This is a genomic window from Candidatus Oleimmundimicrobium sp. (genome assembly GCF_030651595.1).
Lineage (GTDB): Bacteria > Actinomycetota > Aquicultoria > UBA3085 > Oleimmundimicrobiaceae > JAUSCH01.
Window position 1 is genome coordinate 1 of record NZ_JAUSCH010000045.1, and the last position, 6184, is coordinate 6184.

Annotated in this window: 7 protein-coding genes; all 7 read right to left on the bottom strand. The window is 40.1% G+C overall.

Going from position 1 to position 6184, the window contains the following annotated elements; genetic code table 11:
* Window positions 1–262 precede the first annotated feature (262 nt).
* Window positions 263–751 carry a hypothetical protein gene (locus Q7U95_RS02825; protein WP_308751762.1) on the bottom strand — a complete coding sequence of 163 codons (489 nt, stop codon included), beginning with the start codon at window positions 749–751 and terminating at the stop codon, window positions 263–265.
* The gene (locus Q7U95_RS02830; protein WP_308751763.1) at window positions 744–1526 is read right to left on the bottom strand and encodes an ImmA/IrrE family metallo-endopeptidase; all 783 of its coding nucleotides are present in this window, start codon (window positions 1524–1526) and stop codon (window positions 744–746) included. Before Q7U95_RS02830 ends, Q7U95_RS02825 begins: the two co-directional genes overlap by 8 nt.
* A gap of 2 nt (window positions 1527–1528) precedes the next feature.
* Entirely contained in the window at window positions 1529–1876 is a 348-nt protein-coding gene (locus Q7U95_RS02835; protein WP_308751764.1) for a helix-turn-helix transcriptional regulator, read from the bottom strand.
* 485 nt (window positions 1877–2361) lie between these two features.
* A complete protein-coding gene (ychF, locus tag Q7U95_RS02840; RefSeq protein ID WP_308751765.1) occupies window positions 2362–3453 on the bottom strand; it encodes a redox-regulated ATPase YchF in 1092 nt (363 codons plus the stop codon).
* Window positions 3454–3664: 211 nt separating this feature from the next.
* Window positions 3665–3868: a DUF951 domain-containing protein gene (locus Q7U95_RS02845; RefSeq protein ID WP_308751766.1), complete on the bottom strand. Its 204-nt coding sequence runs from the start codon at window positions 3866–3868 to the stop codon at window positions 3665–3667.
* A gap of 140 nt (window positions 3869–4008) precedes the next feature.
* Window positions 4009–5094, bottom strand: coding sequence for an ABC transporter ATP-binding protein (locus tag Q7U95_RS02850; RefSeq protein WP_308751767.1), 1086 nt, complete (start codon window positions 5092–5094; stop codon window positions 4009–4011).
* A gap of 9 nt (window positions 5095–5103) precedes the next feature.
* On the bottom strand, window positions 5104–6184 hold a 1081-nt coding region (locus Q7U95_RS02855), incomplete at its 5' end, for an iron ABC transporter permease (protein WP_308751768.1).

Genomic DNA, 6184 nt, shown 5'->3' on the forward strand with positions numbered 1-6184 from the left:
TCAACTATAACCATTAATTCGTAGTTTCTCAAACATTTCACCTCCTTCGGTCTAATGCGGGCTCGCTGTTTTTCAACGAACCAGAAGATGCTTTACTTATAGTAAGCAACTTATTAAATTTAAACGAAGGATATTATAACAGGAGAAGTAGAAGTAGGCAAGTAATTAGCCACCAACCGTCAGCTCCCATCCTCCAGCCTTTAGTAAAACTTATTTTTCCCTGCCTACTGGCAGGCAGGTGCCTATCTTTTTGTAAACACTATTAGTAGCGCTTCTTTGCCTTCTCTAACATTTTATTTAATCTCTCAGACTCTTTCTGTCCAATTATCCGCTTCTTTCTAGCTTCCAATAGAATCCATTTGGCATCTCTACACATTATGCTTATATAAGCAAACATAACTACTTGGTGGGCCACCCAGTCATCAGTTAAAAGAACCCAATCGTTAGAAAGAGCTATGGCGCAACTGAACCTTTCTCCTATGTCGAGAGAAGTAGAAAATTCACTTATAAACTTCTGAACTTCTGGATTATCGATATCTACCTCTTTAATGCTCAAAAAACCGGAATCAATTTCTTTCAATATTAGATTGGAGTAATTTTTCTTTGTAGCTAAACGAAGTAGTTCATCTCTAACTTGAGGCACAATGTAAAGACAAGGAAAAAATAACTGGTGAAGCAATCTCGAATTCTTCAAGTCATGGTAGAAATAATGCAAAGTACAAGTATCTGCAACGTAATGCTGTTCACTCAACAGTAACCTCTCTTGAATATTTATCCAGACACTCAGTTAACCTGTCTCGGTCAATTTCAAGATACTCCGCAAGTTTTCCTCTTGAGATTAACCCACGTTTAAATAGGGTGACTGCTAATACGGTATATCGATGAGGAAATCTTGTAAATATATTGTCCTCTATAGACGGAACAAAAGGATTGTTTTGATCATCTCTTTTAACGCCCAGCTCTTCGGCTATAGAAACGGAGCTAGCTATTCTTAATTTTTCTCTTTCCATATCAGAAACCAAGCCTAATGAAAATAAACGCCATAAAGTAGCCGTGTAGCTAGTTCCAAATTCTAAACATAAGTTTACGACGTCTTCCTGTGCAATTGGTCCATGTTCAGCGGGGAGGAGAGCACGCACCCCTTCACCTGGCAAAAGGAAGGAAGCGGCAAACTGGTCGGCAAATTTTTCGTGTATAGGTTTCCTTTGCAAATCCATTTCTTCACAAACAATAAAAGCACGATTTTTATCGCGCAAGAAATGGCAATATTCATGAGCAGCAGTAAATTTTTGACGTCCTTTAGTGTGGGAGGTATTTATCATTATCCAAGAATCACCAGTCCGCTCATCATACGAAAAACACCCTGATAATTTACCTTCCATTATCGGTAATTTTACTAAAAGGATATCTTCTTTTAGCAATAATGAAAAAATATCCTCCACTGGTTTGTTGCCTAAACCCAACTCACAGCGGATCTTTTGAGCAAATGAATCTGCTTTAAAAAAAAGATTGTCCGAAAAGTTCATTTTCAACCTCGTTTGGCTACATCTTTCAACATTTTGTAATTTTCTTGAAGTTTTTTAAATTTTGCAATTGCAATCTTGTCGACAGATCCCAACAAAGCACTTTCTTTTCTTGCCAACATGTTGACCGGGAGCCTCTCTGGTAATTCTTCAGCAACAAAAAAAGATATATCTAACCCAAAAAGATCTGCAAAAGCTACAAGTTCTATTGAGCTTACTTTCCTTTTACCCCCCTCAATCTCTGCAACTGCTGGTCTTCTAATACCCAGTGCCTGTGCAACTTCTTCCTGGGTCATTCCCATGGAACCCCTCGCCTCTTTTAATCTTCGATTAATAAGCGAAATCTCTCTCATCTCTATCCCCTCCATTTTTATTGTACGATTATCGTACAATAATAGCAATAACTTTAGCATTTTATCCGAAAATTTTTTGCATCAAGACAAAGTAGCTAGACAGCATTCTTTTTTGTTTGATCTATTAGCTAGAGCAAATACTAAGATTGAGAAAATTTATATGCCATATCATTTTTAGGCGGAGAAATAGGTTGTTCAGGAAATAAGCCGAAGTTGTTTGAGTCAGGCTTATATCCATCTTACAACGTAGTTGGAAGCTTTGGGCCTAAAAGGGGCCAAAGGGAAGGATATAGTTTAGCCTGACGAGTTCTGCAGGCGCCTGAACAATCGTTATTTTGGAACCGTTCAAAAAATGATCGGCCGCCCTTCTTTTGCTTCGTTTTCTTGGGCGAACAAGAAAATGAAGGAAATAAAGTTTCGCAATAAGAGAATCGATTGGGACCTCACGGAAAAGAAAAAGTAAAAAAACACATAAACCTTTAAGTTTAAACAGAAAACTTAAAGGTGATTACATCTCCGTCTTTTACCACGTATTCCTTACCTTCAAGATGAAGATAGCCTTTTTCGCGTGCCGCTTGGAAAGAACCGGTTCTTAACAAATTCTCATAGTAAACAACCTCAGCTTTTATAAACCCACGCTCCATATCACTATGAATTTTTCCCGCCGCTTCCGGTGCTTTCGCTCCTTTTTTAATTGTCCAAGCCTTGCTCTCTTTTGGCCCGGCAGTAAAAAAAGTAATTAACCCTAAAAGTTTATAAGAAGCATGAACCAATTTATCCAGACCTAACTCTTTTAGCCCTACATCTTTCATAAATATTTGAGCTTCATCGCTGTTCAATTCAGCAATCTCAGACTCAAATTTTGCGCAAATTACAATGGCCTCGCTGCCTTCTTTATGAGCAAAATCTATCACCTGTTTAGCTAAAGAACCATCAGTATTAACATCCATTTCGGAAACATTGGCAACGTAGACAACCGGCTTTAAAGTTAAAAGACTACTATCGGAAGTGAGTAACTTTAAATCTTCAGGAGAAAGTTTCATGCTTCGAGCAGGCAACCCTTTATCTAAAACTTCTCTAACTTTATCTAAAACCTCTCTTTGACGGATAAGTGTTTTGTCCCCAGATTTTGCCTGCCTGGCAACCTTATCTAACTTCTTATCAACAACGGCCAAATCAGCAAGAATAAGTTCCAGATTAATCGTCTCTATGTCCGATATAGGATTTATTTTCCCCTCAACATGCGACACGTTTTCATCCAAAAAACATCTAACAACATGGGCAATAGCATCAACTTCCCTGATATATGAAAGAAACTGATTGCCCAAGCCCTCCCCGCAACTTGCTCCTTTGACCAAGCCTGCTATATCTACAAATTTAATGTGAGTAGAAACAATGTTTTTACTCTCGACAACTTTGGCAATTTTATATAAGCGCTCATCCCGAACCTCGGCAACACCTACATTTGAATCTACAGTTGTAAAAGGATAATTCCCAATTGCCGCTCCCGCTTTGGTTATGGCATTAAAAAGAGTTGACTTCCCAGCACTTGGAAGCCCTACTATACCTACTTGCATATGTTCCTCCTGTTAGTCGGTAGTTTCTTAGTTGGGAGTCGGCAGTGGAAAGCTTGTTGGTTGGTTTGTTTTCCATACTCCATACTCCATACTCCATACTCCATAAGCCATTTAGTCGGTAGTCTCTTAGTTGGGAGTCCCACCAAAGGCGGGCAAGCGGGTGTTTGTTGGTTTTTTCCCTTTACCCTCTCAACTTTCTATCAGCCATCAGCTATCTGCTATCTGCTCTCTTTATATATCCCCTAAATCTTCTGTCAAAGTCGTATCTTAAAAGCCGAACTTTGCGGCCGCAGTTAACACATTTGAGCCCGATATCCATCCCGAGTTTGGTCACTTCCCACTCATTCGCGCCGCAAGGATGGGGTTTTTTAAGTTTTACAACATCTCCTATTTTTATGGGCACAACTTCAACCATATATCCATCCTCTTGAAATGCTTTTAACTAAGCTATTCTCTCACGTTACCCTCAAATATTTCAACTTGACCATAATACTCCAACAACACACCCAAAATCAGATATTTTTCAACAATTACCGCCATTTGGACATCAATAGTTTAATGTGCTTTATCGCTATTCAAAATATGGATAGACTTTGGATTAATAGAGAGGGAAAGCATGTCTCCAAGTTTAAGATGACGCCCATGAGAATTTTGTACCTCCATTAAAAAAGAAAGATTGTTGACTCGACAAGTTAACCTCGTGTTGGCTCCAAGATAAACAATATTATCAACTGTTGCTGAAAAGATATCTTCCGCCACCGATTCCCCTGGATTAATAACCTTAATGGCTTCGGGACGCACCATTAAATTACATCGTTCACCAGATTTTATGGGTATTCGATGACAACACGATATAGAAAGTAACCCAAGTTCCGTATCAATTTGATGATTCGCGTTTTTAACTGATCCCGTGCAAGTTCCCTCAAAAAAATTTGCCGCGCCTATGAACTCGGCCACAAAACGGGTTTTAGGCTCTTCATAAATTTGCACGGGCGTTCCAACTTGCTCAATAACACCCTGGTTCATAACCACTATCCGATCGGAAATAACCAATGCCTCTTCTTGATCGTGGGTTACATAAATAGCCGTAATCCCCAGCATCTTCTGCAATCTTTTTATTTCCAAACGCATCTCTATACGCAACTTGGCGTCGAGATTGCTGAGTGGTTCGTCAAAAAGTAATATCTCCGGCTCGACGATTATAGCTCGGCCCAATGCAACCCGTTGCTGTTGTCCGCCAGATAAAGCTTTGGGATATCTATCGGAAAGACCTTCAATACGAAGCATGCACAAAATCTCTTTAATCTTCTTTTGAATATCTTTTGCAGGGAACTTGCGCACACGTAGTCCAAAAGCCAAGTTCTCATAGACGGTTTTATGGGGGAAAAGAGCATAATTTTGAAACACCATCACGGTGTTTCTTTCTGATGCCGATACATTGTTAAGCAGCTTATTGTTCATATAAATATTCCCTTTATCAGGGCTACAAAAACCAGAAATAATTCGCAGAGTAGTCGTCTTGCCACATCCGGAGGGACCAAGCAGCGAGACAAGTTCCCCTTTTTGCACAGTTAGCTCAATATCATCCAATGCTACCGTCTCTCCAAATTTTTTTGACACATTTTGCAATATAAGAGCCACTTTTCCTCCTTACAATCGTTCATATTGTTCAATTTTGCCAAATTTATTGATAACAGCTAAGCAAATTGTCACTATCACGATAAGCAAAGTTGAAAGCGCGGCGGCGGCACCAATATTGCCAGTATGAGCCTCTTTAAATATGGAGACAGCCATCAACTTGGTTCCTGGTCGCAATAAGAAAATAACAGCACTTAGCGTAGTCATCGACATCATAAAAATATAGATAAAACCAACCAGAAAAGCTGGCCGCATAAGAGGCAAGATGACTTCAGAGAACGTTGTTAGCCACCCAGCGCCGAGATTCAGGGATGCCTCTTCTATCGATTGCTCAATTTGTTCCAAATTGGTCATACCAACCTTGTAACCAACCGGCAAAAACCTAAAAATGCAGGAGATGATGAGAATAATAAATGTTCCCGTTAGTAAAAGAGGGGGATGGTGAAAAGCCAAAATATACCCAATTCCCACCACTGTTCCCGGAACAACAGAAGGAATTGCCGTGGTAAAATCAAGCAGTTGTCTGCCAAAAAAACGTTCTCTGACTATAAAATAAGCAATAAAGATGCCAAGAAAAGCGCCAATCGCCGCGGCGGGGATGGCCATCAAAACACTGTTTAATAACGGTTGCAGCCCATGTTTCCAGGCAAAACTGTAGTGATTTAAGGTGAACGAGTAATCGTGGCCCCAAAACTTAGCAAAAGAGCCAATCACAACAAATGAATACTGCAAAAAGTTCACCACGCCGACAACCAGAGCAAGATTAAAAAGGGCCCACTTAGCAAGACCCGATATCCCCAAAACTTCACTATAAGTCGACGATCCCGTAATGGTTGCATAAGAAATACGCCTCAACAAAAAATCGTGTAAAAAATATAGCAGTAGGCAAGGAACGAGTAAAACGATACACAATACCGCCGCCATTTCTACATCATAAAGACCCACCACCTGTAGATAGGCTGCGGGTGCCAAAGTTTGAAAATTCCCGCCGACCAGCATAGGGGTTCCAAAGTCGGCCATGGCACGAATGAAGATAAGCAGTGTAGCGCTAATTAAACCTGGGACCAACAAGGGTAAAGTCACCAGGCGAAAG

Bases quoted from the DNA above. Each gene is read 5' to 3' on its own strand.
- Q7U95_RS02830 (WP_308751763.1), bottom strand. From the start codon at position 1,526: ATGAACTTTTCGGACAATCTTTTTTTTAAAGCAGATTCATTTGCTCAA.
- Q7U95_RS02845 (WP_308751766.1), bottom strand. From the start codon at position 3,868: ATGGTTGAAGTTGTGCCCATAAAAATAGGAGATGTTGTAAAACTTAAA.
- ychF (WP_308751765.1), bottom strand. From the start codon at position 3,453: ATGCAAGTAGGTATAGTAGGGCTTCCAAGTGCTGGGAAGTCAACTCTT.
- Q7U95_RS02835 (WP_308751764.1), bottom strand. From the start codon at position 1,876: ATGAGAGAGATTTCGCTTATTAATCGAAGATTAAAAGAGGCGAGGGGT.